Annotated in this window: 23 protein-coding genes; 13 read left to right on the top strand and 10 right to left on the bottom strand. The window is 63.2% G+C overall.

Annotation, left to right across the window (positions count from 1 at the left end; genetic code table 11):
- The first annotated feature begins 85 nt into the window (after positions 1-85).
- Genes AC1Q5P_RS00650 through AC1Q5P_RS00640 form a run of 3 tightly spaced genes read left to right on the top strand, consistent with a single transcriptional unit; the run spans position 86 to position 2331 of the window.
- Entirely contained in the window at positions 86-1246 is a 1161-nt protein-coding gene (locus AC1Q5P_RS00650; protein ID WP_492517871.1) for a bifunctional 2-C-methyl-D-erythritol 4-phosphate cytidylyltransferase/2-C-methyl-D-erythritol 2,4-cyclodiphosphate synthase, read from the top strand.
- Between the two features lie 20 nt (positions 1247-1266).
- Entirely contained in the window at positions 1267-1818 is a 552-nt protein-coding gene (locus tag AC1Q5P_RS00645; RefSeq protein WP_156452232.1) for a hypothetical protein, read from the top strand.
- A gap of 9 nt (positions 1819-1827) precedes the next feature.
- On the top strand, positions 1828-2331 hold the full coding sequence (locus AC1Q5P_RS00640) for a CinA family protein (protein ID WP_156135681.1): 504 nt from the start codon (positions 1828-1830) through the stop codon (positions 2329-2331).
- Here the strand turns inward: AC1Q5P_RS00640 and AC1Q5P_RS00635 are convergent.
- Positions 2292-2753 (bottom strand): type II toxin-antitoxin system RatA family toxin, encoded by a 462-nt coding sequence (locus tag AC1Q5P_RS00635; RefSeq protein ID WP_062348447.1) that lies wholly within the window; start codon positions 2751-2753, stop codon positions 2292-2294. The two genes, AC1Q5P_RS00640 and AC1Q5P_RS00635, sit on opposite strands and share 40 nt — an antisense overlap.
- Positions 2754-2760: 7 nt before the next feature.
- Positions 2761-3699, bottom strand: a complete 939-nt coding sequence (lipA, locus tag AC1Q5P_RS00630) for a lipoyl synthase (protein WP_039331029.1) — start codon at positions 3697-3699, stop codon at positions 2761-2763.
- Positions 3700-3765: 66 nt separating this feature from the next.
- On the opposite strand from lipA, the gene AC1Q5P_RS00625 reads away from it, so the two are divergent.
- Positions 3766-4416, top strand: a complete 651-nt coding sequence (locus AC1Q5P_RS00625; protein WP_039331031.1) for a carbonic anhydrase — start codon at positions 3766-3768, stop codon at positions 4414-4416.
- 75 nt (positions 4417-4491) lie between these two features.
- Here the strand turns inward: AC1Q5P_RS00625 and AC1Q5P_RS00620 are convergent, their stop codons facing one another.
- The gene (locus AC1Q5P_RS00620) at positions 4492-5802 is read right to left on the bottom strand and encodes a tetratricopeptide repeat protein (protein WP_492476351.1); all 1311 of its coding nucleotides are present in this window, start codon (positions 5800-5802) and stop codon (positions 4492-4494) included.
- Between the two features lie 317 nt (positions 5803-6119).
- On the opposite strand from AC1Q5P_RS00620, the gene gyrA reads away from it, so the two are divergent.
- Positions 6120-8876, top strand: coding sequence for a DNA gyrase subunit A (gene gyrA, locus AC1Q5P_RS00615; protein ID WP_492517870.1), 2757 nt, complete (start codon positions 6120-6122; stop codon positions 8874-8876).
- A complete protein-coding gene (locus tag AC1Q5P_RS00610; protein ID WP_193828191.1) occupies positions 8873-9226 on the top strand; it encodes a DUF952 domain-containing protein in 354 nt (117 codons plus the stop codon). The genes gyrA and AC1Q5P_RS00610 overlap by 4 nt, the downstream gene beginning before the upstream one ends.
- Positions 9227-9252: 26 nt before the next feature.
- Here AC1Q5P_RS00610 and AC1Q5P_RS00605 read toward each other — a convergent pair whose 3' ends face one another.
- A complete protein-coding gene (locus tag AC1Q5P_RS00605; RefSeq protein WP_492517869.1) occupies positions 9253-10434 on the bottom strand; it encodes a serine hydrolase domain-containing protein in 1182 nt (393 codons plus the stop codon).
- Between the two features lie 61 nt (positions 10435-10495).
- Entirely contained in the window at positions 10496-11245 is a 750-nt protein-coding gene (locus AC1Q5P_RS00600; RefSeq protein ID WP_492517868.1) for an NYN domain-containing protein, read from the bottom strand.
- Between the two features lie 225 nt (positions 11246-11470).
- Here AC1Q5P_RS00600 and moaC point away from each other — a divergent pair, with 225 nt between their 5' ends.
- From moaC to AC1Q5P_RS00580, 4 genes are all read left to right on the top strand, one after another.
- Complete coding sequence (gene moaC / locus AC1Q5P_RS00595) at positions 11471-11944, top strand: cyclic pyranopterin monophosphate synthase MoaC (RefSeq protein ID WP_492517867.1); 474 nt, start codon at positions 11471-11473, stop codon at positions 11942-11944.
- Complete coding sequence (locus tag AC1Q5P_RS00590; RefSeq protein WP_492517866.1) at positions 11941-13146, top strand: molybdopterin molybdotransferase MoeA; 1206 nt, start codon at positions 11941-11943, stop codon at positions 13144-13146. The genes moaC and AC1Q5P_RS00590 overlap by 4 nt, the downstream gene beginning before the upstream one ends.
- A gap of 119 nt (positions 13147-13265) precedes the next feature.
- Positions 13266-13985 (top strand): transcriptional repressor LexA, encoded by a 720-nt coding sequence (gene lexA / locus AC1Q5P_RS00585; RefSeq protein ID WP_062344410.1) that lies wholly within the window; start codon positions 13266-13268, stop codon positions 13983-13985.
- A 250-nt stretch (positions 13986-14235) separates the two neighbouring features.
- Positions 14236-14904, top strand: a complete 669-nt coding sequence (locus AC1Q5P_RS00580) for an energy transducer TonB (protein WP_492517865.1) — start codon at positions 14236-14238, stop codon at positions 14902-14904.
- 109 nt (positions 14905-15013) lie between these two features.
- On the opposite strand, the gene AC1Q5P_RS00575 is transcribed toward AC1Q5P_RS00580, so the two are convergent.
- Positions 15014-17314 carry a ComEC/Rec2 family competence protein gene (locus tag AC1Q5P_RS00575; RefSeq protein WP_492517864.1) on the bottom strand — a complete coding sequence of 767 codons (2301 nt, stop codon included), beginning with the start codon at positions 17312-17314 and terminating at the stop codon, positions 15014-15016.
- A 29-nt stretch (positions 17315-17343) separates the two neighbouring features.
- On the opposite strand from AC1Q5P_RS00575, the gene gltX reads away from it, so the two are divergent.
- The 3 genes from gltX to AC1Q5P_RS00560 all read left to right on the top strand — a co-directional run bounded on the left by gltX (position 17344) and on the right by AC1Q5P_RS00560 (position 20475).
- On the top strand, positions 17344-18807 hold the full coding sequence (gene gltX, locus AC1Q5P_RS00570; protein WP_492517863.1) for a glutamate--tRNA ligase: 1464 nt from the start codon (positions 17344-17346) through the stop codon (positions 18805-18807).
- A 46-nt stretch (positions 18808-18853) separates the two neighbouring features.
- Complete coding sequence (locus AC1Q5P_RS00565) at positions 18854-20140, top strand: citrate synthase (RefSeq protein ID WP_039331048.1); 1287 nt, start codon at positions 18854-18856, stop codon at positions 20138-20140.
- A gap of 143 nt (positions 20141-20283) precedes the next feature.
- Entirely contained in the window at positions 20284-20475 is a 192-nt protein-coding gene (locus tag AC1Q5P_RS00560) for a hypothetical protein (RefSeq protein WP_492517862.1), read from the top strand.
- A gap of 3 nt (positions 20476-20478) precedes the next feature.
- On the opposite strand, the gene AC1Q5P_RS00555 is transcribed toward AC1Q5P_RS00560, so the two are convergent.
- The 4 genes from AC1Q5P_RS00555 to AC1Q5P_RS00540 all read right to left on the bottom strand — a co-directional run bounded on the left by AC1Q5P_RS00555 (position 20479) and on the right by AC1Q5P_RS00540 (position 24532).
- On the bottom strand, positions 20479-21858 hold the full coding sequence (locus AC1Q5P_RS00555) for a sensor histidine kinase (protein WP_492517861.1): 1380 nt from the start codon (positions 21856-21858) through the stop codon (positions 20479-20481).
- Between the two features lie 24 nt (positions 21859-21882).
- Positions 21883-22857, bottom strand: coding sequence for a hypothetical protein (locus AC1Q5P_RS00550; RefSeq protein WP_492517860.1), 975 nt, complete (start codon positions 22855-22857; stop codon positions 21883-21885).
- Positions 22858-22866: 9 nt separating this feature from the next.
- Positions 22867-24153, bottom strand: a complete 1287-nt coding sequence (locus AC1Q5P_RS00545; RefSeq protein WP_039331054.1) for a glycosyltransferase family protein — start codon at positions 24151-24153, stop codon at positions 22867-22869.
- Positions 24154-24226: 73 nt separating this feature from the next.
- Positions 24227-24532 carry a hypothetical protein gene (locus tag AC1Q5P_RS00540; RefSeq protein WP_039331057.1) on the bottom strand — a complete coding sequence of 102 codons (306 nt, stop codon included), beginning with the start codon at positions 24530-24532 and terminating at the stop codon, positions 24227-24229.
- Position 24533 lies beyond the last annotated feature (1 nt).

Here is a 24533-nt window from a genome sequence, read left to right as displayed (position 1 = left end):
AAAAACAGGCAGGCGCTTAGTCGATTACAGGTGAAACGGCAAGACGGTTGCTCATCCGCCCCAAGCGCTGGTAGAGGCGCCGCGAATGAGCGATCCCCTTCCCTCCCGCACCGGGCCGGTTGCCGCCGTCGTCGTGGCCGCGGGCAAGGGCTCGCGCACCGGCGGCAGCGTGCCCAAGCAGTTCGTCGCATGGCGCGGAAAGCCTCTCGTCCGCCATTCGGTCGAAGCACTGGTGGAAGCGGGCATCGCCCCGATCGTCGTCGCCATACCACAGGGCTTTGAGGCCGAGGCGGCGCAGGCGCTTTCGGGCCTTCCCGGCATCAGGTTCACGCACGGCGGCGCCACGCGGCAGGAATCCGTCCGCCTCGCCCTGGAAACACTGCAGCACGACGCGCCCGCGCGCGTGCTGATCCACGACGCGGCACGCCCAGCGCTGCCACAGGCCGTGATCGCTTCACTTCTAGGCACTCTCGACCGTGGCCTCGCCGCGATCCCGGTCCTCCCCGTGGTCGACAGCATGATCCGCGGCGCCGACGACGCGATGGCGGAAAAGGTCATTCGCGAGGAACTCTACCGCGTCCAGACACCGCAGGCCTTCGACTACGCCGCAATCCTCGCTGCGCACCAGGCGTGGACCGGCGAGCCCGACGCGGGCGACGATGCACAGGTTGCCGCCTCAGCCGGCATTAATGTGCTGCTTGCCAATGGCGACGAAGTTCTGCGCAAGATCACATTCGCCGCCGACCTTGAGGAACAGGACATGACCCGATTGCCCCGCACCGGCATGGGCTTTGACGTGCATCGCCTGGTCGAGGGCGAGGAGCTTTGGCTCTGTGGCGTGAAGATCGCGCACAGCAAGGGGCTGTCCGGCCATTCGGACGCCGACGTTGCAATCCATGCACTGGTCGATGCGCTGCTGGGCGCCGTGGCCATGGGCGATATCGGCGATCACTTCCCGCCATCCGACCCGCAGTGGAAAGGCGCATCGTCCAACCGCTTCCTCGCGCACGCTGCACATCTCGTCCGGGATGGCGGGTACGAGATCGGCAATGTGGATGTTACCATTATCTGCGAGGCCCCGAAGATCGGGCCGCACAAGTTCTCGATGCGTGAGGCACTTGCCCGGATTCTCGGGATTGACTCAAGTGCCGTCTCAGTCAAGGCGACGACTACGGAACGCCTCGGCCTCACCGGCCGGGGCGAAGGTATCGCGGCACAAGCGGTGGCGACGGTCGTCCCCCGCTGATCCGCAGGAGCAAAGACGTTATGGTCTCTTCCCGTATTCTTTTCGGCGCGCTTGCGGGTGCAGCGCTCATGCAGGCCCAGATGGCGCAGGCCGCAACAGCAACGGCGCCTTGTCTCAGTGAAAGCGAAGTGACCGCGCTGGTCGGCTACGCCCTGCCCTCGGTCATCGACGGCACGATGAAGGGCTGCAAGCCGCACCTTGCCGCAAATGGCTACTTCGCCACCCGGGGCAGCGAATTCCTGAACCGCTATGCCGCGCGCAAGGATCAGAACTGGCCGCTCGCCAAATCCGCATTCCTCAAGCTTGGCGGTTCGAAGGACGCCAAGATGGCGGACATGATGCAGAACCTGCCCGACAACGCCATTCAGCCCTTCGTCGAGGCGATGGTCAGCGAAATGGTCAGCGGCGAGATCAAGCCCGATCAGTGCACTGCTATCGAACGCGGCGTGCGCATTCTCTCGCCACTTCCGCCGGAAAACACGGCAGAGCTGGTGACCTTCATCCTGGTCATGGCGGACAAGCCGAAGCCCGGCAAAGCCTCGTCGTTCCCGATCTGCAAGCCGGCGGCCTGATCAATGCCGATGGAAAGCCTGCTTCCTGAAGAAATTGGCGATCTTGCCCGTCGCGTGATTGCCGAGAATGCCGCTCTCGGCCGCAAGGTCGCGGTAGCCGAAAGCTGCACCGGCGGGCTTGTCGCTGCGGCCCTTACCGAAGTCCCCGGCAGCTCCGCCGTGCTCGATCGCGGCTTCGTGACCTATTCGAACGAGGCCAAGAACCAGCTTCTCGGCGTCTCGGAAGATCTCATCGATACCTTCGGTGCAGTTTCGATCGCCGTCGCGTGGTCGATGGCGCAAGGGGCGCTCAAGAAGTCCGGGGCCGATGTCGCCGTGGCCATCACGGGCGTCGCCGGGCCGGATGGTGGTTCGGAACAGAAGCCGGTCGGCACCGTCGTCTTTGCCTGCGCCAAGCGCGGCGAGGACCCCGAAGCAACCAACGCGGAGCTCAAACTGTTCGACAGCGCCAGCACGCGAGCCGAAGTGCGCTTTCAGGCGACGCTCACCGCGCTGGAACTCTTGCTGCCGTAAAGCTGCTCGGCCCTCTTCTCGAACGCGGCGACCATCTTGCGGAACGCCGCGTCGAGATACTGCCCGGCGAGCTTTTCGAAGATCGCGCTGCGGAACGTGAAATCGACGCAGAAGTCGATCACGCACCCCCCGTCGGGCCCTTCCCGGAACGTCCAGTCGTTCTCGAGCCGCTTGAGCGGGCCGTCAATGTACTCGACCTTGATCGACCGCGGTCGGTCCTTGACCACGCGCGAGGTGAACTTCTCGCGCAGTGCGCTGAAGCCTACGAGCATGTCGGCGATCATCTCGCTTTCGCTATCGGACTTGATCCGGGTGGCGACCACCCACGGCAGGAACTCCGCATAACGACGCACGTCGGCAACAAGGTCGAACATCTGTTCGGCCGACCATTGCAGCGTCCGGGTTTCGGTAATTCTCGGCAAGTCAGGCCTACATTCCGACCTTGGCCGCAGCCTTGGCCAACTGGGCATCGCGCGCGGCGCGCATCGCGCGGAAATCGTCGCCTGCGTGATAGCTGGAACGGGTCAGCGGGCTCGCCGCAACCTGCAGGAAGCCCTTGGCGCGCGCGATCGAGCCATACGCCTCGAATGCCTTCGGCGTAACAAAATCGATCACCTTGGCGTGCTTCGGCGTCGGCTGCAGATATTGTCCCATGGTCAGGAAGTCGATCTGCGCTGAACGCATGTCGTCCATGACCTGGTGAACCTCGAGGCGCTCTTCACCAAGGCCCAGCATGATGCCCGACTTGGTGAAGATGCGCGGATCGTGGCGCTTGACCTGCTCGAGCAGACGCAATGACGCATAATAGCGCGCGCCTGGACGGATCGTCGGATAGAGGCGGGGGACCGTCTCGAGATTGTGATTGTAGACGTCCGGCCCCGCCTCGACGATCGATTCGACGGCCGCTTCCATCTTGTTGCGGAAATCGGGCGTCAGAATCTCGATCGTGGTGTTGGGTGTGAGCTCGCGCAGAGCCTTGATCACCTTGACGAAGTGGCCGGCACCGCCGTCGGGCAGGTCGTCCCGGTCGACCGAGGTGATGACGATGTGCTCAAGCCCCATCTTCGCCGCAGCCGTCGCCACGTTCATCGGCTCCATCGGATCGACAGCGCGCGGCATCCCGGTCTTCACGTTGCAGAACGCACAGGCGCGGGTGCAGACCTCGCCGAGAATCATCACCGTGGCGTGCTTCTTGGTCCAGCATTCGCCGATGTTCGGGCAGGCCGCTTCCTCGCACACGGTGTTCAGCCCGAGTTCGCGCATGAGGGCGCGAGTCTCGCCATAGCCCTTGCTGGTCGGAGCCTTGACGCGGATCCAGTCGGGCTTGCGCTGGCGCTCGGGGCGGAGATTCTGGGCCGGTTCGGTCATGGCGCCCAGATAAGCCGTTACGCCAGCACTTGAAAGACCCAATCTATGTGGTCATTAGCTCAGGCCATGACCCAGGCATCTCCCGAACTCGACCGCCTCATTGCAGGCTATCGCCGCTTCCGCGAAAGCGGCTGGACCCCGAAGCTTGAGCGCTGGCGCGAACTGCGCGAGGGTCAGGAACCGCAGGTGATGATCATTGCCTGCTCCGATAGCCGGGTCGATCCGGCACAGATCTTCGATGTCGATCCGGGCGAAATCTTCGTGGTCCGCAACGTGGCGGCTATGGTGCCTCCGTTCGAAACCAATCCCGGCCATCACGGCGTTTCGGCGGCGCTGGAATTCGCGGTACAGGTGCTGAAGGTCAAGGAAGTCGTGGTCATGGGCCACGGCATGTGCGGCGGCTGCAAGGCAGCCCTGACACAGAGCCTCAAGGGCACTGAGCCGGGTGAAGGCGGCTTTGTGGCGGACTGGATTTCACTGCTCGACGATGCACGAGAGGACGTCGTCTCGCACTTCGGGACCGAAGGACATGAAGCCGAGCGGGCGATGGAGCAGGCCGGCGTTCGTGCCAGCCTTGCCAACCTGCGCACATTCCCGTGCGTTCGCCGCAAGGAGGCGAGCGGCGAGCTCAAGCTTCGCGGTGCATTCTTCGCGATTTCAGACGGCGTGCTGCATGTGCTGGACGAACCCAGCGGAGCATTCGCTCCGGTCAACTGACCACGGCAATCGCTCCAGAAGCAAAAAAGGGCGGCCTGCGAAGGCCGCCCTTTTCGTTTGCCAGAAGCCTCAGGCTTACTTTGCCTGGGTGTTGGCGAAAGCCAGCCACAGGCGGCCGAGCGTTGCACGGGCGCCGCCGACTTGGGCAAAGGTCGCCTTGGCGTCGGCGAACTTGTCCTGGTCGAGCTGCGCGATGCCGAGGCGAGTCAGGGCACGGTCCTTGTCGATGCCACCCTTTTCGATGGCCATCTTGTAGAACTCTTCCGCCTTGGCGGCTTCGTCGTACGAAAGGTACGCATCGGCCATGGCCATCGGGCTCTTGCCGTCCTTGGCAGCGCGGGCTTCCTTGTCCAGCGCCGGGAGCGAGGCCTTGTCAGGCGCGATGCGACCCTTGGCCTGGGAGATGGCGTCCGTGACGAAAGCATCGTTCGCCTTCAGCACGCCGGCCTGCACGCCCATGTTGGCAACCTTCAGCACTTCGCCCGGCAGACGACGCGGGTCAGCTGCTTCGATGTACTCGACGTATTCGCGCTCGACGTACTTAGCATCGTTCTGGAAACCGCCCGAACGCATCAGCAGACGGCCGAGGTCCAGCGACTCCTGGTTGGTGAACTGGCTGAACTCGCGAACCAGCTGGCCCGCACCGAGCCAGTTCAGCGGGGTCGGGTTGTTTTCCACCATCAGCGTCGACCATTCGATCGCCTGCGGCCCGAGCTTGTTCTTGTAGGCAATCAGGTTTGCACGCTTGAACCAGCCTTCGGGCACTTCGGCACCGGCTGCCTTGCGCGCATCCAGTGCCATCTTCAGCGCGGTCAGCGCTTCAGCGTTCTGGCCCTGCTGCGAGTACGAGTCCGCCAGCAGCTCGGCTGCCGTATCGTCCTTGTAGTTCGCCTGGACAACCGGGGTCAGCGCCTTGACGGCGGTGGCGTAGTCCTTGTTCGAATAGGCGAAGTTGCCGAGGTAGAACTGGTACTCGGTCACGTTCGCTGCCGGAACCTGCCCGCTGTCGAGCATGTTCTGGATGCCGCGCTGGCGCATCGCGATGTCGTTCAGCGTACCGCCGATGCTGACAGCCCAGCCGCCTGCCGCCATGCGGTCGAGCGGTGTCTTGATCGCAGCTTCGGCAGCAGCGAGTTCAGCCGGAGCGTTGGCCAGCAGCGCCTTCTGCGCAGCGGCATCGGCACCCTTCTTCTTGGCTTCATCAAGCGCGGTCACGGTCTTCTGGATCGGGCCGGCAGCGGCCACGAATTCCTTCGAGTAGCTGGCCTTCTCGGCCTTGGCTTCCTTTTCCTTGGCGAATGCCGCGGTCGACGTGACCGACAGTGCGCCGGCCGAAAGCGCGAGGGCCATCGCCGTCTTGCCAATCAGTCCGAAAGTAGCACGCATAGAAATCGTCTCCTGTTCGACCGGATGCGTCTGGCGGAAGCGACCCTGCCCCGACACCTTCGCACCCCGGTGTCCTCTCACCTCTGGTCGATCCCGCTAGTGGCGCGGAATTGGGCCCTTGGCAACGGTTTGCGCACTATCCTTTTCACGGTGAACGCCATTTGAATGGCGTCTCGTCCGAATATTCATGCATCTGGTCGCAGGTGTGGAAAACCGGCTTCGTTTCAGGCCCACCGTGGCCCGATTGCTGGCTATCGTGCGGCAATTGGCCTAGGGCCATCTTTCATCCCTTGTAGCTATAACGAAAAGCAGTTCCCGTGAGCGACGACACCACGATCATCGACCCCCCAGTCCCCGCCCCGGAAGGCGAGTTCCAGCGGATCGACATCGTCGACGAGATGAAGACCAGCTACCTCGATTACGCTATGAGCGTGATCGTCAGCCGCGCGCTGCCCGATGTGCGCGATGGCCTGAAGCCGGTCCACCGTCGCATCCTGTGGACCAGCCACGAAAACGGCTTCGTGTCGACCAAGGCCTATCGCAAGTCCGCCCGTATCGTCGGCGATTGCATGGGCAAGTATCACCCGCACGGCGACGCCGCGATCTACGATGCCCTTGCGCGCATGACGCAGGACTGGTCGATGCGCCTGCCGCTGATCGATGGGCAAGGCAACTTCGGCTCGATGGACCCCGATCCGCCGGCTTCGATGCGCTACACCGAAGCGCGCCTTGCCAGGGTCGCGGATTCGCTGCTCGGCGATATCGAGAAGGACACGGTCGACTTCATCCCGAACTACGACGGGTCGGAGCATGAGCCGCAGGTCCTGCCCGCGCGCTTCCCCAACCTGCTGGTCAACGGCGCGGGTGGCATCGCCGTCGGCATGGCCACGAACATTCCGCCGCACAACCTCGGCGAAGTGATAGACGGCTGCCTTGCCTACATGGACAACCCGCTGATCTCGATCGACGAGCTGATCCAGATCATTCCAGGGCCGGACTTCCCGACGGCCCCGCTGATCCTCGGCACCGCGGGCGCCCGCAAGGCCTACCATGAAGGCCGCGGCTCGATCATCATGCGCGCCCGCCACCAGATCGAGGAAGGCCGGGGCGATCGCCGCTCGATCGTGCTCACCTCGATTCCCTATCAGGTCGGCAAGTCCGGCCTTGTCGAAAAGATCGCCGAAGCCGCCAAGGACAAGCGGATCGAGGGCATTTCCGACATTCGCGACGAATCCAACCGCGAAGGCGTGCGCGTCGTCATCGATCTCAAGCGCGATGCTACGCCCGAAGTCGTCCTCAACCAGATCTGGCGCAACACCCCTGCGCAATCGAGCTTCCCGGCCAACATGCTCGCCATCCGTGGCGGCCGTCCGGAAGTCCTCAACCTCAAGGACATCATCGAAGCCTTCGTCCGCTTCCGCGAAGAGGTCATCACCCGCCGCACCAAGTTCGAACTGAACAAGGCGCGCGACCGGGCGCATATCCTGCTCGGCCTCGTCATCGCGGTGACCAACCTCGATGAGGTCGTGCGCATCATCCGTGGCTCGCCGAACCCCGCCACGGCGCGCGAAACCCTGCTCGCTCGCGAATGGCCGATGGGCGAGATCGCGCAGTACATCAAGCTGGTCGAAGCCATCGAAGACATCGGCGTGGCCGGCGCTGCCACCTATCGCCTGTCCGAAATCCAGGTCCGCGCCATCCTCGACCTGCGCCTCCACCGCCTGACCGCGCTGGGCCGGGATGAGATCGGTGAAGAACTCGAAGGCCTCGCCACCGCGATTGCCGAATACCTCTCGATCCTGGCTGACCGCGTGAAGCTTTACGGCGTCATGCGCCAGGAACTGCTCGAAGTCCGTCAGGCCTTCGCCACGCCGCGCCGCTCGGAATTGACCGCGCCTGCCGATGGCATCGAAGACGAAGACCTGATCGAGCGCGAGGACATGGTCGTCACCATCACGCTTGACGGCTATATCAAGCGCACGCCGCTCTCCACCTTCCGCGCCCAGAACCGTGGCGGCAAGGGCCGCTCAGGCATGGCGACGAAGGACGAGGATGCCGTGGCGACGATGTTCGTCACCAGCACCCACACTCCGGTCCTGTTCTTCTCGACTGCGGGCAAGGTCTATCGCCTCAAGGTCTGGCGCCTGCCCGAAGGCGGGCCGACCACGCGCGGCCGCCCCGTGATCAACATGCTTCCGGCGCTCGACAAGGACGAGACCATCGCCACCGTGCTGCCGCTGCCGGAAGACGAGGCGGAATGGGGCAAGCTTTCGGTCGTCTTCGCCACGGCCAAGGGCAATGTCCGCCGCAACTCGATGGATGCCTTCGCCAACATTCCGTCGAACGGCAAGTTCGCGATGAAGTTCGATGAAGACAGCGACGATCGCCTGATCGGCGTCGCCCTGCTCGAAGCAACGGACGACGTGCTGCTCGCCACCCGCGCCGGGAAGGCCATTCGCTTCGCAGGCGACGAAGTCCGAGAATTCACCAGCCGCACCTCCACCGGCGTGCGCGGCATGACGCTTAAGGGCGACGACGAGGTCATCTCGCTGTCGATCCTGCACCGCGTCGGCACCACGCCTGACGAGCGCGAGGACTACGTCCGCTTCGCACCCTGGAAGGGCGAGAAGGAAGGCGAACCGGCCTTGTCGGCCGAGCGCTATGCCGAACTTCAGGCACGCGAACAGTTCATCCTTACCGTCTGCGCCAATGGCTACGGCAAGATGTCCTCGGCCTATGAATACCGCCGCACCGGACGTGGCGGTCAGGGCATCACCAATATCGACAACATTGCCCGCAACGGCCCGGTCGTGGCCAGCTTCCCGGCGACGCAGGCCGACCAGCTCATGCTCGTCACCGATCAGGCCAAGCTGATCCGCCTGCCGCTCGATTCGCTTCGCGTGATCGGTCGCGGCTCGGCGGGCGTGCGCCTGTTCAACGTCTCGGGCGACGAACATGTCGTCAGCGCCGTGCGTCTTGCCGAAGGCGAAGGCGAGGATGCCGAGACGACCGAGCCCAGCAGCGGCAATGAAAGCGCAGCACCCGCCGCACCGGAAGACGGCACCGCCGAATGACTGACCTCCCCCTCCTCGCCTACAAGGTCCTGACCGGCCCGCAGATGGCGCAGCTTGAAGCGGACGGCGTGTTCAAGGGTGCCGCGGTCGATCTGGCGGATGGCTACATCCACCTGTCGACCGAGGCGCAGCTGACCGAAACCGTCGACAAGCACTTCGCAGGGCAGGACGATCTCCACGTCGCCGCCGTCGATCTCGCCGCACTTGGCTCTGCGGTAAAGTGGGAGCCGTCGCGCGGCGGCCAGCTTTTCCCGCATATCTACGGCGATCTGCCGTTGAATGCAGTCGTCGCCTATTCTCCGATGGAGCGGGATCAGGACGGAACGGTCAGGTTGCCGATCGCAAGCTGACCGTCTGGGCTAGGGCGGAAACCGCTCTAGTTGCCCGCGTCGATCAAGGCCTGAACTTTCCGATAGAAGCTTTCGCGCGCCTCGGGCTGTGGTCCGGCGCTGGCGCGCGGCCAATCCGAATTGCTGGCAATCACCAGTTTGCGCTTGGGGTCAATGAAGATGCCCTGGCCGAAGATGCCTTGGGCGGCGAAAGTGCCATCGTCATTGGTCCACCACTGGAAGCCATAGCCGCGCCCTGCCCGGCCGATATCCCTCTGCTTGGTCGTCGCCTGTGCGAACCAGTCCGACGGCACGATCTGCCTGCCATCGCGCCCCTTGCCACCGTTCAGCACAAACAGGCCGAACCTTGCGTAATCGCGTGTCGCGGCCTGCAGGCAGCAACCACCGATCTCGAGCCCGGTCTTCCCCAACAGCCACGTCGCCTCGGCTTCCATTCCGGCAGGTTGCCAGACCTTCTCCTGCAAATAGGCGGACAATGACTTGCCGGTGGCCGAACTCACAAGCACGCCGATCAGGTTGGTCTCGCCAGTGTTGTAATGCCACACCTCCCCGGGCGGATAGGCGCGCGGCAGCTTGCGCATATAGCTGACGGTGGCATCGAGGCCGTCCTCCGGCTGGGCCCGATTGAACTCGGCAACATCCGACTTCGGGTCTTCGTAATCCTCGTTCCAGCGTACGCCTGATGACATGGTCAGCAGCTGTCGCACGCTCACGTCATCGTAAGCGCTGCCCTTGAGGCCAGGAATATACTGGCTGACCTTGTCGTCCAGGCTCCTGATCGCGCCATCCTGCAAGGCTGCGCCGACAAGGGTCGAGGTGAATGACTTCGCCACCGAAAAGCTGGTCCAACGACCCTTGGCATCGAAGTCCAGCCCGTAGCGCTCCAATCGCACTTTGCCATCCTGCACGATCACCAACCCCGCCGTGCGCTGGCTTGCCATATATTCGTCCAGTCCCGGCACGGTCAGCGGCTTGCCTGCTGGAAGAGGCAAAGGTTCGGCCGCAGGCGCAATCGTGTTGGCCTTGGCCAGAAACGGCAACCTGTCCATCGCCCGGAAAGCCGCATCACGCTGCCCTTCCCGCCAAGACAGCACGTCGGCATTGGTCGGTAGCGCAAGAAGAATTCCCCGCGTTTCCTTGTCAAGCGAGGCAAACCCGGCACCCCCGGCCAGCACGACCGCTCCTAACAAAACCCACCGCTTCCGCATCCACCGCTCCCGTTATTGACACTTGGGACAATAGCGAGCGCTGGCAGGGCGGCAAGTGACGTCAGGCCACCAACCGCACCTGCGATTGGGTGGAACCCGCAATCTTTTCAACGGCGAAGCGGCCGTCCTTCTTGAACACTTGCAGCCAGCTCCTTGATCCGAACGAGGCGGGTTGGAGCTTCGCCTTGCTCAGGACGGTAGCGAGCTCCGGCAATGCCACCCATTCCCGCTCGTTGGCCAACTCGTTCAAAGCTTCCCTGACTTTGGCCCAGTTGGCGGCTTCCGATTTGGACGGCTCTTGCGGGGGCTTGGCTTTGGTCGCAGCTGCCGTTGGTTTCTCGACTTTCTCAGAGGATGTTGCGGCAGCCTTCCTCGTGTTCAGAACGATATGGTATTTCGAGCAACTGTTTCGGAGTTTCAGGTCAGCGGCATCACCGCCGAAACCATGCACTTCGGCGCCCTCCCTGCGCAGAAATTCGACAAGTGGCTGAAAGTCACGGTCATTCGATGCAATGCAGACGCAATCAAACCCCTTGCGCAGGACGATTTCGACTGTCTCGACAGCCAAGGCGATGTCGGTGGTGTTCTTCTTGTTCTTTGAAGGTGTAACCTGTCTCACATCGAGCGGATGGTCTTTGGAATGGTCTATCCATTCGCCATTCGCCCCGTTTGCAAAGTTTCCATAGACACGGCGCAACTGCACGTCCCCCAACGACGTTGCGATCGCTTCAATCTTTGACATCGTGCTTGCGGGCACGTTCTCGCCATCAATCATGATGGCAACACGCTTCTTGTTCTGCACAGTATTCATCAATGTGCTTATTGCGGCAGAAGGCTTACGAAATTCCAATATGTAGTCACTTCGGATTGGAAACGCTTTCCTACAGGGCAGGTTTTTGCCATGGTGCCGACTGTCAGCGAAGCACCTTGAAAGCCCCGGAAATCCGCGCCAAAACTGCGTTCCAACTCCCGTTCCGCAGTTCTCTCTGGACAGTGTAAACCCCGTAAACCCCCATTCAGCATTCCAGGGACAACGATGAACGACCTCACCCATCTCGATTCGACCGGCACCGCTCGCATGGTCGACGTCGGCGGCAAGACCGAGACGCACCGCGTCGCGATTGCGCGTGGTATGATCCGCATGTCTGACGCCACGCTCGAGGCGATCAGGTCCGGCAATGCTCCGAAAGGCGATGTGCTTGGCCCAGCGCGGATTGCCGGGATCATGGCGGCGAAAAGGACAGGCGACCTCATCCCGCTCTGCCATCCACTGGCGCTCGATGCGGTCAACATCGATTTCGCCTTCGTCGCCGACGGCATCGAATGCACCGCCTCCGCTTCGTTGACCGGTCGCACGGGCGTAGAGATGGAAGCGTTGACGGCGGTGAGCCTCGCCCTGCTGACGATCTACGACATGGCCAAGGCTCTCGACAAAGGCATGGTGATCGAAAGTGTCCGTCTGATCGAGAAGCGGGGCGGCAAGTCCGGAACCTGGCGCGCTCCGGAATGAAAGCGCCGCCCCTACCCCTTGCCGAAGCGCAGAGCCGGTTGCTCGCGCTCGCGCCTTCGCTGCCCGTCGAGCATCGCTCGGTTGCCGAATGCCTTGGCCATTACCTAGCCGAGGACCTCCTTGCCCGGCGCACGCAGCCAGCGGCAGCCCTTTCGGCGATGGACGGCTATGCCATGCGCAGTGCCGATCTTCCGGGCCCGTGGCGCGTGATCGGTGAAAGCGCGGCCGGCCACCCCTTCGGCGGCGAGGTCGGCCCCGGTGAAGCCACCCGCATCAGCACTGGCGCCATACTGCCCAAAGGCGCGGACATGGTGCTGCTTCAGGAGGACAGCGCGCGCAACGGCAACGAGCTGAGCTTGACCGGCGAGCCACCGCAGCCCGCTTCGCGCCACGTTCGACCCGCAGGCATGGATTTCAGCTCTCGCGAAACGCTGATCTCTGCGGGTAGCCGCATTAGCCCTGCGCAAATCGCGCTCGCCATCGCCGGTGGCCACAGCCATCTCCCCGTGCGCCGGCGTGTCAGCCTGACCGTCATCGACAGCGGCGACGAACTGGTTCCTCCCGGCCACCTGCCCGACCTGCACCAGCTTCCCGCCAGCAACGGGCCGATGCTCTGTGCGATGGCCGCCTCCCTGCCGGTCGATATCCGCCATGCCGGTCCTGTGGCGGACGAACTCGCAGAATTGGTCCGCGCGCTGGACGCGGCAAACAGCTCGGACATCATCGTCACAAGCGGCGGGGCGTCAGTCGGGGATCACGATCTCGTTCGCCCGGCGCTCGAGGCCGTTGGCGCCTCGATCGACTTCTGGCGCATCGGCATCAAGCCGGGCAAGCCGCTGCTGGTGGCAACGCGTGGATCCCAGATCATTCTCGGCCTGCCCGGCAATCCAGCCTCGGCCTTCGTTACGGCCTACCTGTTCATGCTCCCCCTGTTGAGAGCGATGCTCGGCGCGAGTGCGCCTTTGCCAAAAGCCATCCCAGCCCGGCTTGCAGAGCCACTGGCGCAGGGCGGGAGCCGAATGGAGTTCCTGCGCGCGATATGGGACGGAGCGTCGGTAAGGCTCGACCCGCTCCAGGATTCCGGAGCGCTCTCTCCACTTTCAAGGGCCAACGCGTTGGCCGTGCGGGAAGCAGGGGCCGAGGCCAAACCGGCCGGAACGGATGTTCCTATCTACCTCCTCGAAAATGGCGGAATTGCTTGACGAGTCGCAACAGGTTGCTTATCCGTTCCGCATTCGTTCGCCGGGATGGAACATTCGCTCCCGGTCCATGAAAGACCAGCGGCTTCGCCTCGAAGCCGCGCATTGCGGAGTGGCCGCCGATGTTGACGCGCAAGCAGCACGAACTGCTCACCTTCATTCAGGTCCGGCTTGAAGAGTCGGGCATCTCCCCCTCGTTCGAGGAGATGAAGGAAGCGCTCGATCTGAAGTCCAAGTCGGGCGTCCATCGGCTGATCTCGGCGCTTGAAGAGCGTGGCTTCATCCGCCGCCTCCCCAACCGCGCACGGGCACTCGAAGTCCTCCGCCAGCCTGACAGCGCGGTGGGCAAGCAGAGCGCCGTTCGGCAGATTGCCAATGCAGATGGTGGAGCAACGGGCGGAAGCGTCACGGCGCTTCGTCCTGCACCAAAAGCGCCTCCCGTGCCTGTGGCGGCAAACGACGTGATCGAGCTGCCGCTGCACGGCAAGATTGCAGCCGGTGTGCCAATCGAAGCGCTTGAGACGACGGCGACCCTGCCAGTTCCTGCCGCGCTACTGGGCGCAGGAGAGCATTACGCACTCGAAGTGTCCGGTGACTCGATGGTTGAAGCCGGGATCTTCGATGGCGATTACGCGCTTGTCCGCAAGACAGATATGGCGCGCGATGGCGAGATCGTGGTTGCACTTGTGCGCGGGGAAGAGGCCACGCTCAAGTATCTCCATCACGAAAAGGGCATGGTTCGGCTGGATCCCGCCAACGCTGCCTATGATCCTCAGTTCTATCGCCCCGACGAGGTGACCGTGCAGGGCAAGCTTGCAGGCTTGTTGCGGCGCTACCACTGACGTTTGTTGCAACATAGCGCCCGACCATCGGGCGTGCCTGATGACAAAGGCCGCTGCGCAGGAAATGCGCGGCGGCTTTTTTTGCATCAGCATGTTATGGTAAATATCAATCGATTTGGTTGAGATTTTTCTGGATGTGGTCCAGTGTGAGGTATAGTATCCGCTGTTACCGAATGCCCCGCCGTGGGGCTCCCCTTTCCGGGACGGCCCGCCAGAACATGGGGCGTCGGCAACGGAAGAGGTGTTGCCAATGGCTTATGCAATCGAGAATACGAGACGCAGGCAGACACAGACCTTCATCGCGGTCGGGCTGCTTCATGGAGTGGCGATCTGGGCGATCGCTTCAGGGTTCGCCAACAGCATGGTCACGATCCTGACGGACCGACTTCCTGCCAAGCAGTGGGAGGACGAGGAGGTGAAGGTAACGCCTGTCGTGCCGCCGCCGGACGTGAAACCTTCCCCACAGCCTGACAGCCGCTCGCTGGTGGCCCCCCGCCCCGACATCGCGATTACGCCGGTGGATCCTTCAAGCACAGTCCGGGAAATCGAGGTCACCCCGATCACACCAGTCGACCCTATCCCGAACGTCCTGCCCGAGCCCCACCCCTCTCCCTCGCCGAGCTTTGCCGTGCGCACAGCATCACCGAAGGGATCGCCGGGCTCATGGATCTCGGACCGCGACTATCCCTCGGCCGCAATCAGAGAGGAAAGAGAAGGGCTAACCCGCTTTCGGCTCTCGATAGGCGTGGATGGCCGCGTCACGGGATGCGAGATTACCGGATCGAGCGGGTCTCCTGACCTTGATGCAGCGACATGCACGAAAGTCAGCGCGCGGGCGCGGTTCACTCCTGCACTTGGCAGCGACGGCATGCCGACTGCGGGGAGCTACGTCGGTTCGGTGCGCTGGGTCCTCCCCTGATGAATTGAGCCGGGCGAACGTCAGGTTCGCCCGGCAAGTCTGGCGGAAAGGAGCGCTGCTTCGAGATTATCGCCCGCCGGACAAGGGCATGGACCGCCCTGGGTCGCATTCATCGCTTGGAAGCCACTGGCGCCGTTACCGGCACGGTTGCATCAGGCGCATCCGTCGCTCCAACTCCGACGTCGTTGAGTTGCGTCAGGCTGGGCGTCGGGCGCGGTACTGGCCAGCGATACCAACCATGCTGGCCCTGCGTTTCCGCTACGGTGCGAATCCGGCCAGAGGCAAGATCGATGGATATGCCTCCCGTATTGGCGAGATAGGATCGGTCTGCCTTCAGCATGCGCGGGCGGCACGATGCCGGAAGGCGTCGATCGGCGATGACGATGTCGGCCCGCTCGCAGGCCGCCACAAGCGCCATGTCGTCAATGTAGTTTCGGCTGCGGGCCATCAGGAGCGTAAAACGCCGTTCGTTTCTGAGCACCGTTGCAGCGCAGAAGTCTTCATTGCAGCGAGCACCCGGCCATTCATCGAGGCGACGAAGGCTGCCTTCCATTCCGGCAAGTTCGAGCAAGTTGTCCCGCATGTAATCGCCCCTTCCCATGCGCAGGACGATCAGGTCCGATCCTTCGCCGGCTATGCCGACGTGATGGCCATCACCGGTGACAAGCACATCGGGCCGCGGCGTCAGGACCATGGCGGTGATGGCAAGACCGGCGGGTATGGTGCCAAGAAGGCGCACCTTGCCCACCCAGAGTGCCAGCCACAACATGCCGACGAGGAACAGCGCGTAGCTCCATGTTTCGAAGGGCGGCATTGCAGTTACTGAGCCGGGTTGTGATGCCACGAAGTGTGCCAGCGCCAGCAGCAGATCGAGGGACTTGCCAACCAGCCACCAAACCGGTGCGCCAAGGCCTGCGAGATCAAACACCAGGGCCAAGCCGATCAGCGGCATGGTCACGAAAGTGGTCAGCGGAATGGCAATGACGTTTGCCAGCGAGCCATAAACGCCAGCGCGATGAAAATGGAACAGGCCGATTGGCATCAGTGCGAGTTCAATGACCATGCCGGTAGCCAGCAACATTACGAAGCTTCGCCCAGCCCGGACCAGGGGCCCATGGTGTTCACCGGTGAGGAACGAGCGAACCGGGCCCGCCGAGTGAAAGGCGATGATCGCAATCACGGCCGCGAAACTCATCTGGAAGCTGGGGCCAAGGACGGCATCGGGCCAGAACAGCATGACGACAAAGCCGCCAACTGCGACCATTCGCATCGATAGTGGATCGCGTCCCAAGGCCAGCGCACCAAGTACAAGCAATGCCCCGATGCACGACCGGATGGTGGGCACTTCCGCTCCGGTCAGCAAGGTATAGCCAAATCCTGCCAGGGCGCCTGCCAGCGCAGCTGCAAGAGGCACGCGGATCCTGAGCGCAACCCAGGGAAAGAGCGCGAGCAAGCGCGCAACCAGCCAATAGACGGCCCCCACCAGCGCGCTGACATGCAAGCCGCTGATCGACAGGAGGTGGGTCAGTCCCGCATCGCGCATGGCGTCTTCATCGCTGGCAGCAATCGCCCCGCGATCCCCGCTGGCAAATGCGGCCGCAATTGTCCCCGCCGATCCGGTCAACCGTGAGCGGACATGCTCGGCCAGCGACTTCTGCAAGCTGCGAAGCGTGGTATCACGATCTGATCTTCCGACCACTCGCACATCGCCCAGCACCGTTCCCGTCGCTGCAAGGCCATCGAACCAGGCCCTGCGAGCAAAATCGTACGCGCCCGGAAGCATGGGAGCGGCCGGTGGCATGAGCCGGGCGCGCAGGGCGACCCGGGCACCTTCAGCCACGTCGCCCGGATCCTTGTCGTAAGGCAGGTTGACCCGCACGCGGACAGGATCGGCCAGGCCATCCAGCATCACCCGCAATACGAGGCGCGCGCGCGCATTTGCCGGCTCCTCCCGTCGTTCAAGAACTTCTCCGGCAAGAGCAGAAACCTGCGGTCTCGCTATGCCCGGTTGCCCCACCAGCGCGGAGCGCGTCCAGATGGTGACCTCGCCGGCAGCCACCATGATCGCCAGTCCTGCCACGGCGAGGCGCAGGTGAGGCCGCTTCTCGGCATTGATCGCCAGCAGGGCAAGGATGGCGATGGCCCCAAGCGCCAACAGTGCGGCAATCCAGTCGGAGCGGGAGGGAAGCGCTACCCACAGCACGATGCCTGCGGCAAAGGCCACCACCAGCCAGAGCCCGCGTTCGAACGGGTGTGCATCCAGGAAGCGTTCTGCAGCGTCGATCCGACCATCAAGCATGCTGGACAATCGCGCGCGGATGTCCCAATGCCGCGCGCGTTCGCCCGGTTCAGGGACCGGTTCGGCGGCGGGGTAGTCTGCCGCTGGCCGATCTGCAGCCGGAGACGCCATGACATTCAAAGCAAAGGAAAGCGCGGCCGATGGCAAGCGCCACTGACACCGTTTCTGCAGGATCGCCCGGCAATGCCCCGGTCGTCACCCGTTTCGCCCCTTCGCCCACTGGCTTCCTGCACATTGGCGGCGCGCGTACGGCGATGTTCAACTGGCTCTATGCTCGCCACAACGGCGGCAAGTACCTGCTGCGCATCGAGGATACCGATCGTGCTCGCTCGACCGATGCGGCCATCGAAGCGATCTTCGACGGGCTGAACTGGCTGGGTCTGGGCGGAGACGAGGAGCCTGTGTTCCAGTTCGCCCGCTCGGAACGGCACGCTCAGGTTGCGCACCAGATGCTGGAGGCCGGACACGCCTATCGCTGCTACCTGACACAGGAAGAGCTCGCCGCTCGTCGCGAGAAAGCCCAGGCCGAGCGCCGCCCCTTCCGCATCGATAGCGAGTGGCGCGATGCGACGCCTGATCAGTGGCCGACCGACCAGTCCTACGTGGTGCGCATGAAGGCGCCGCGGGAAGGCGAAACGACGATTCCCGATCGCGTTCAAGGTTTTATCACGGTCCAGAACAGCGAGCTTGACGACTTCATCGTGCTGCGTTCGGACGGCACGCCGACATACATGCTCGCTGTCGTAGTCGACGATCATGACATGGGCGTCACCCATGTGATCCGCGGCGACGATCACATCAACAATGCGTTCCGTCAGCTGGTGATCGTCCGTGCGATGAACGAGATCGAAGGTGGTTGGCCCGATCCGATCTACGCGCACATCCCGCTGATCCACGGTGCTGATGGCGCCAAGCTTTCAAAGCGTCACGGTGCGCTGGGCGTCGACGCCTATCGCGACGAGATGGGGCTGCTGCCCGAAGCGGTGTTCAACTACCTGCTGCGCCTCGGCTGGGGCCATGGTGACGAGGAAATCATCAGCCGCGATCAGGCGGTTGAATGGTTCGATATCGCCAACGTCAACAAGGGCGCATCGCGCTTTGATCTCAAGAAGCTGCTGAACCTCAATGGCCACTACATTCGCGAGGCTGATGATGCCCGGCTTGCCGGGCTGGTCGCCCCGCGTCTGGCTGTGCTGGAGCCTGGCTTCGACGCCAAAGCGGGCATGGATCTGCTGACCAGAGCGATGCCGGTGCTGAAGGTGCGCGCTGCCGATCTCAACGAACTGGCGACCTCGTCGGTGTTCCTGTTCGCGCAGCGCCCCCTGCCCATGGCGGAAAAGGCGGCCGCACTACTGACCGACGATTCGCGCGCGATACTGGCCAAAGTGGTGGCTGCGCTCGAGGCGGAAAACGGCTGGACAATCGAAGGGCTGGAGGCCACTTTGAAACAAATGGCCGAGGAGCTTGGGATAGGCTTGGGCAAAATTGCCCAACCGTTGCGCGCGAGCCTGACGGGACAGACTACCTCGCCGGGAATATTCGACGTATTGGCACTGCTCGGCAAGGACGAGTCGCTGGCGCGCATCCGCGATCAGTTGGCTTGAACCCGGGCATAAACTGTAAAGACAGAAGAAACAGGAGGGCTTAGGCGTGAGCGAAAACCAGGCTTCTTTGACCGCTGGCGGCAACAGCGTGGACATGCCGATCAAGAGCGGCACCATCGGGCCGGACGTCATCGACATCCGCAAGCTCTATGGCCAGACGGGCATGTTCACCTATGACCCGGGCTTCACTTCGACGGCAAGCTGCGACAGCGCACTGACCTACATCGACGGTGATGAGGGCGTGCTTCTGCACCGCGGTTACCCGATCGGCCAGTTGGCCGAGCATTCGTCGTTCATGGAAGTGAGCTACCTGCTGCTTAACGGCGAACTGCCGAGCCAGCAGGAACTTGCGGACTTCAGCCGCACGATCACCCGCCACACGATGCTGCACGAGCAGCTTGCCACGTTCTATCGCGGCTTCCGTCGCGATGCGCACCCGATGGCGATCATGTGCGGCGTCGTCGGCGCGCTCTCGGCGTTCTACCACGACAGCACCGACATTGCTGACCCGACGCATCGCAAGATCAGCTCGCACCGCCTGATCGCCAAGATGCCGACGATCGCGGCGATGGCCTACAAGTATTCGGTTGGCCAGCCCTTCGTCTATCCGGACAACAAGCTGTCCTATACCGGCAACTTCCTGAAGATGACTTTCGGCGTTCCGGCCGAAGAGTACGAAGTGATCCCTGCTGTCGAGAAGGCAATGGATCGCATCTTCATCCTTCATGCCGATCACGAGCAGAACGCTTCGACCTCGACCGTCCGTCTGGCCGGTTCCTCGGGCGCCAATCCGTTTGCCTGCATCGCGGCAGGCATCGCCTGTCTGTGGGGCCCGGCGCACGGCGGCGCGAACGAAGCCGCGCTCAACATGCTCAAGGAGATCGGCACCCCCGATCGCATCCAGCACTACATCGACCGCGCCAAGGACAAGAACGATCCGTTCCGCCTGATGGGCTTCGGTCACCGCGTCTACAAGAACTACGATCCGCGCGCGACCGTGATGCAGCAGACCGTGCGCGAAGTGTTCGACGCGCTGAAGGTCAACGATCCGCTGTTCGAGACCGCCCTGCGCCTCGAGGAAATCGCGCTCAGCGATCCGTACTTCGCGGAGAAGAAGCTGTTCCCGAACGTGGACTTCTACTCGGGCATCATCCTTTCGGCGATTGGCTTCCCGACGACGATGTTCACCGTGCTCTTCGCCCTCGCCCGTACCGTGGGCTGGGTCGCACAGTGGAACGAAATGATCAGCGATCCTGGCCAGAAGATCGGGCGTCCGCGCCAGCTCTACACCGGCCCGACGCAGCGCGACTACGTGCCGCTGAGCGAACGCTGAGGCGTGAGAGGCGCGGCCGCACTTTTCGTGCCGGTTTCTCGAGAGAAACCGGATGGCCGCGCCGGCTCTACACCGGCCCGACGCAGCGCGACTGCGTGCCGCTGAGCGAACGCTGATCGATTGAGAAACAGGAAAGGGCGACGATGGCGACAGTTCTCAGGATTTTCGGCATCGTCGCCCTTCTCATGGGCGGCTTGTGGATCGGACAGGGGCTGGGCCTGATCATGTGGCCGGCATCGAGCTTCATGCTCGCCCAGACGCAATGGGCCTATATCGGCGCAGGCTTGATGCTGATCGGCGCGCTTGCAATCTGGCGCGCATCGAGGCGCCGCTGAGCGTCAGCCCGCTGCGCTTGCCTGCGCGGCAGTGTCAGCCGGCAACAACAGCACGAATTTCGCGCCGCCGTCTGGCGCCTGCTGAACAGTGAGATCGCCACCCATCGCGCGTGCCAGTCTGCGCGAGATATAGAGGCCCAGTCCGCTGCCGCCATCGCCACTGCGACCAAGGCGCTCAAATTTCTCGAAAACCTTTTCGGCATGCTCCTGAGGAATGCCCTGCCCCTGGTCCAGTACGGTGATCCAGGCGAACTCCCCATCGATGCCGCAATCGACCTCGACCCGGGTATGTTCAGGCGAGTATCTCACGGCGTTGCCGATGAGATTGAGGAGAATTTGCAGCACGCGGCGGAATTCCGCGATGGCTGGCGCTGCCACATCGAGCGCGGGGAGTACGAACGCAATGCCCCGTTCCTGCGCCCGCACGCCGAGGATGCCTGCTGCGCGCCGTGCACAATCTACAAGATCGATGTGATCGGGAGCAGGTGCAAAGCCTTCATCTTCCACCGTCTCAAGGTCGGCAAGGTCTTCGACCAGAGACAGCAGGTGCCGCCCCGCCTCTGCAATATCGCCGGCATACCCTACGTACTGTTCTGCCAATGGACCGGCGAGGCGTGTCCGGATGGTTTCGGCATTGGCCACGATCCGGTTGATTGGCAAACGCAGTGCCGGCGCCAGCTTGCGCCCCAGCAATCCCTTCCAGTCTGGCTGTGGGAGGGGTTCCGGCGCAGCAGCGACAGCCTTGGCCGGGACATTGATCAACACAGTCTCTGCTACGAGGAGCAGTTCGAACCCCCCGGCACGCAACGGAAGAATGCGCGTCTTCCACACACGGGACGAGCCGGGTACGGCCACCCGGGCTTCGTCAAGCAATCGCCAGTGCAGCGGTTGGCGGTGTGCATTGCCTTCAAGCGTTACGAAATCGGTCCAGTATTTGCCAAAGCCTTGCTGCAGGCCCGATGCGAGGTCGGCAAGATCGCCCGCCGTTACAGAACCCGATACGATGCGCTGCTCAGCGTCCAGAACAATGTGCGCCTCGGCCAATTGGCGGACCAGTGCTTCATCGGCGGATGCGGCTTCATCGCCCTGCCAGGCGTCCGAGGCGACCTTCCAGTCGCTGATCTCGATTCTTGTGCCCGCCCCATCGGGGATGGCGCGCGCCGAAAACGAAAGCGGTTGCCCTTCGTCCGTCACAGTCATGGCGGCACCCAGGGTCGCTCCCGCCATTCGCGCACGACGAACCAGCGACAGGAGACCGGGCAGCGCAATCACTCCGGGGTAACCCCCGCCCAGCCGAACCTGCAGCGCCGCAAGGATCTCGTCGGACTCGACCAGACGGTCCGCACTGTCGCAGCGGGCGCTGATTAGACCTGCGGTGGTCACGGGGATACCTTCATCTGCTGATCGCTATCCGAACGCTTCGCGACGCATCAGGGAAGACGCCAGCATCGCCGCAGCTGCATCAGGTACGATCTGATCGATGCCATCGGGCAAGCTGGTCTGCGGATGAAGCGCGGCGAAAGTTGTCACCAGATTCGTGCGGTCAGCTCCTGCAGCCGACAGTGCGAGAGCCATTCGCGCCATCTGACTTTCGGTCGTGCACATGATCGCCATCTCGCGCGACATGCCCGCTCCCGATGCAAGCGTCGATAGAAAGAGCGCAATGCCCGCAGTATCAATTTTCAGACCGCGGCCTGAATCTCCGGCCAATTGGCCAATGACGTGATCGAGAAGTTCAAGACGCGATGCCGCAGTCATCCGTTGCTGGCGCAGCGTGCTTTCTGCCGCCCCGGCAGCAGCCAGTCCGGATGGGTCCTCGGCAACATAGGCCTGCATCGTCATCAATGCGATATGATGAAGGTCACCCGGAAGTTCCGAAAGCGGAATCTGCATGCGTCGCATCAATTGCCCGAATCGCGCCTGCGCCGCGAGCAGGTTCATTCCGCGCGCGGCAAGATCGGGATCGCGCGAAGCGATGATGTCTTGAAGCAGGGGGGTAAGCACAGGATCCAGTCCGAGCCTGCCCTGCATCTTCTCCGTGAGTTGCCACTCCACGGCCAGCATGTGCAGATGATTCAACAGGGCCTGGTTGCCGGCGAGCATATCCGCCAGGCCATCGCTCGCCTCCCGCGCCCAAGCGGCAGAATTGTCATGACCCGCAGCCTGGCCGACCGCTTGCACAAGCTGCCGGGCAAGATCGGACAGCATGCCCCGGACCCGGGCAATGATCTCGTCGCTGAAGATCGAGTTATCGTCGTTCCGGAGAAGATGCTGAAGGATCGGCCCCATGTGAATCATGACCTGATCGGCATGAGCGAGGTCATCGCGCAGAAGCGCCTCGATCGCGCCGGGATCGGGGGTGAAAGGTACGGTCAGTGCCATAAGTCGCTCTTACGGCCGACTGGTTAACTGCGAGTTAGGCGATCTCTCGGTTGCTGGCGATCTTCCGAGCTGAAGCAACAGTAGGCAGGTGCCGAGGAGCGCCAGAACGGCAAGTCCGATCGTCGCATCGAATGGCAGCGCCACGCTGACGATGGCGAGCAACAAGCCAAACACCAATCGATCTTCCAGCCAGGCGGAACGGGGGAAACGCGGCAAGGCAAGGCGCACAAGGCGCGCTCCGCCGACAAGCAGGATCGGGGTGAACCAGTTGAGTCCAAATGGAATCGCGCTGGTGTAGGGCAACTCGCTGCGCCACGCGGCCAACGTCACCAGTCCAGCGTCGACAATGAGATGGAACAGGGCCACGGCCTTGCGTTCAAGACCCGACGCCAGGAGCGAATCACGCTCCACCTGCCCCATGAGGCTGGCCACGCGCTCCACCAGCCAGGATAACCCGACAAGCAGGAACCCGGTGGCGGCGTTGCCAAGCCAGCCAAGGCCCAGACCGAGCAGCCCCAGTATCCCGGCAGCAAGTCCGATCAACGCAGGCCGGGTTCCTGCATGAAGCATGGCTGGACCGAACCTGCGGACGAAGGCCATGGCCAGCAGCACCCCCGGAGACCCCTCCGCCGCGTCACCGGTAGCCGTATGCAGCCGCAGCCACTGGCGTTCTGCGGCATGGGCTTCTGGCTCGCTGCGGACCATGGTCCAGCGGCCATCTCCCAGCATGGCGGCAGATACACCGCGCAAAGGCAAGCGGGCCTGAACGGCGAGGCGCAGCAGCGCCGATTGCGCGTTCCATTCGGGCGGCAGGTCCGCGAGGCCTGCAGCGATCCGTCCCGGAAAGCGCATTGCTCCGGCAAATGCGTGGTTGATGTCGATGCGCTCGAACCCGAGCGGCAAGGCGCTTTCCGCTGGAAGAGTGAGGACACCCGGCCCTGCCTCGATCAGATCCCGAAACACATCGGGCATGGCGATCAATCCATCACCCACGACGATCACGTCGTCTTCGGGCGCGAGCAATGGCACGAGTGCGCGTGCGGTCGCTACGACATGAAACTGCGCTCCGCCTGCCTCGACAACATGCTGAAGCGCAACCAGCTCGCCACTGATCCCCTCGGCCATGACCACAAGGCGTTTGGCGCCCAGCGAGAGGGCCAGTCCGATCTGGTGGCGTAATAGCGAGCGTCCGCCTATTGGCAGATACCCGCGCAGCCCCGAAGGCGTCGTCGCCGACGCACCCGCAGCCTGCGCCGGATGGGAAGTTTCAATCAGGGAAAGAACCGCGACCCGCAACAATTGCCTCCTGTCGCACCATCGTAGGGACTGGCGACGGTCGTGCCAAGGCGGACCGCAGTCGTGTCGGGGATTAAGGTTCTATCGCCAAGTCGGCCAGCATCTGGCGAAGGCGACGAAGAATCGCCGGATCGCCGGGGGCGCCGTCCAGCGCCTCCTCTGCAAGGTCGATCAGGCCTTCGGCGTGGAAGCTTGCCGCAAGGCCTTTCAAACGCAAGGCAGCAACGTGCCAGTTGCCATCGCAGCGGGCCCGACCAAGCAGATCTACCTGCCGCTCGGCACTTTCGATGAATGCCGCGCGCAATTCGCGCACGAGTTCGGGATCGTGCCCGGCAGCAGCGGCGAGGTTTGCGTCAAGGGAGGCGCCTTCGTAGGCCATG

It is taken from the genome of Novosphingobium sp. GW835-FHT14H07 (genome assembly GCF_058793515.1).
Note: the sequence above shows the minus strand (reverse complement) of the source record. Positions and strands in the feature narration are given on the sequence as shown.